Origin of the sequence: Gordonia sp. (in: high G+C Gram-positive bacteria), assembly GCF_012515855.1 — a bacterium.
Taxonomy (GTDB): Bacteria; Actinomycetota; Actinomycetes; order Mycobacteriales; family Mycobacteriaceae; genus Gordonia.
Genome location: NZ_JAAYXO010000177.1, coordinates 1 through 2,361, shown reverse-complemented (window position 1 = coordinate 2,361; position 2,361 = coordinate 1). Strand labels below are relative to the sequence as shown.

3 protein-coding genes are annotated in these 2,361 nt (G+C 66.5%); 1 reads left to right on the top strand and 2 read right to left on the bottom strand.

Annotated features, from left to right (window positions below; translation table 11 throughout):
• On the bottom strand, positions 1-910 hold a 910-nt coding region (locus GX543_RS12895; protein ID WP_290852380.1), incomplete at its 3' end, for an electron transfer flavoprotein subunit alpha/FixB family protein.
• 49 nt (positions 911-959) lie between these two features.
• Positions 960-1,745: an electron transfer flavoprotein subunit beta/FixA family protein gene (locus GX543_RS12890; protein ID WP_290852379.1), complete on the bottom strand. Its 786-nt coding sequence runs from the start codon at positions 1,743-1,745 to the stop codon at positions 960-962.
• A gap of 158 nt (positions 1,746-1,903) precedes the next feature.
• Here GX543_RS12890 and GX543_RS12885 point away from each other — a divergent pair.
• Positions 1,904-2,361: bifunctional 2-polyprenyl-6-hydroxyphenol methylase/3-demethylubiquinol 3-O-methyltransferase UbiG (locus GX543_RS12885; protein ID WP_290852378.1), on the top strand; the 458-nt coding region annotated here is incomplete at its 3' end.

The following is a 2,361-nucleotide window of genomic DNA, read 5'->3' as shown; positions in this document are numbered from 1 at the left end:
TGAACAGGTCGCCGACCACACCGAAGTCGCTGATCTCGAAGATCGGGGCTTCTTCGTCCTTGTTGACGGCCACGATGGTCTTCGAGGTCTGCATGCCTGCGCGGTGCTGGATGGCGCCGGAGATACCCAGGGCGATGTACAGCTGGGGCGAAACGGTCTTGCCCGTTTGACCGACCTGGAACTGTCCGGGGTAGTAACCGGAGTCGACAGCGGCGCGCGATGCGCCGACGGCTGCGCCGAGCGAGTCCGCGAGGGCCTCGACGACCGCGAAGTTGTCGGCCGAGCCGACGCCGCGACCACCGGAGACGACGACCGTCGCCTCGGTGAGCTCGGGACGGTCGCCGCCGACGTTCGGTGCGAAACCGGTGATCTTGACGCCGCTCTCCTGCGCCGGAACCTCGACGTTGACGACCTCGCCTGCGCCGGCAGCCGGAGCAGCCTCGACGCCGCCCGGACGAACCGAGATGACCGGGGTGTCGCCGCCGGCCTGAGCATCGACGGTGAACGCGCCACCGAAGATCGAGTGGACGCCGGAGCCGCCTTCCTTGACGTCGATGACGTCGGTCAGCAGGCCCGAGCCCAGACGCACGGCCAGACGACCGGCGATCTCCTTGCCGTCAGCGGTGGCTGCGACCAGGACGCCTGCGGCGCCGTTGGCCTCGGCCAGCTGCGACAAAACGTCGACGGCGGGGGTGATCAGGTAGTTCGCGACGTCGTCCGATTCGGCGACGTAGATCTTCTCGGCACCGGCCTCGGTGAGACCGGCGGTGACGCCTGCCGCGGTGCCGGGCTTGCCGACGACCACTGCGGACGGGGTGCCCAGGGCGCGGGCAGCGGTGATGAGCTCGCTGGTGACCTTCTTCAGCCCACCGTCGGCATCCTGCTCAACGAGCACGAGTACTTCAGCCATGATTGTTCTCCTGAAATTCTTGGGATTCGCCAGTTGAAGAGGGGCCGGATCAGATGATCTTCGACGCGACCAGGTACTCGGCGACCTTGGTGCCGCCGTCGCCCTCGTCGGTGACGCGCTCGCCCGCGGTCTTCTCCGCCTTCGGGGTCACCGCGGTGACGGTGCTGCCGGCGTTGGCCAGGCCGACGGTGTCGGCGTCGACGCCGATCTCGGCGAGCGTCAGGACGGCGACTTCCTTCTTCTTCGCGGCCATGATGCCCTTGAAGGACGGGAAGCGCGGCTCGTTGATCTTCTCGTTGACCGAGACGATCGCCGGCAGCGAGGCCTCGACGTTGAAGATGCCCTCGTCGGTCTCACGCTCGCCGCGCAGGGTCTCGCCGTCAATCTCCAGCTTGCGCAGGTGGGTCAGGTGCGGGAGCTCCAGGTACTCGGCGATCATGGCCGGGACGGCGCCGCTGCGGCCGTCAGTGGCCTCGTTGCCGGCGATGACCATCTCGACACCCTCGACGGTGCCCAGTGCGGATGCCAGCACGTACGCGGTCTGGACCGCGTCGCTGCCGTGCATCAGGTCGTCCTTGACGTGGATCGCCTTGTCGGCGCCCATCGAGAGGGCCTTGCGGATGGCGTCGGTGGCGCGCTCGGGGCCGACGCAGAGGAGGGTCACCTCGCCGCCATTGGCTTCCTTGATCTGCAGAGCTTCTTCCACAGCGCGCTCGTTGATCTCATCGAGCACTGCGTCAGCGGCTTCCCGGTCGAGCGTGTAGTCGCCATCGGCGAGCTTGCGCTCGGACCACGTGTCGGGAACCTGCTTGATCAGAACGACAATATTCGTCATGGGTCTTCGTCGACCTCCTGCATCGGGTTCGGCAACTTACCGGCCGGTAAGGCCATGGGTCATAGACCACTTTAGCGGCTGCCACGTCCGGCGCGAACATGGCACCGATCACTTCCCGCATGCCGAGTACCACCGACCTATGCCCTAAGGTCAGCACGATGACCGATTACCAGCCGACGCAGCCGCAATCCGCGGCGTACGCGGAGCAACTCGCACTCACGGGTGAACGAACCGTACCCGGAATCGATGCCGAGAACTACTGGTTCCGTCGACACGAAGTGGCCTACGAGTACATCCTCGAGCGCTGCGCCGGGAAGGACATCCTGGAGGCGGGCTCGGGCGAAGGCTACGGAGCAGCACTGCTCGCAACCCGTGCCAAGTCGGTGACCTGCGTCGACTACGACGAACAGGCCGTCGCGCACACCCGCCTCCGCTACCCCGAACTCACCGTGCACCGCGGCAACCTGATCGACCTGCCGCTGGCGGACGGCTCGGTGGACGTGGTGGTCAACTTTCAGGTGATCGAGCACCTGTGGGATCAGAGCCAGTTCGTCGCCGAGTGCCATCGAGTGCTGCGCCCGGGCGGCGTGCTCCTGATGAGCACCCCCAACCGCAT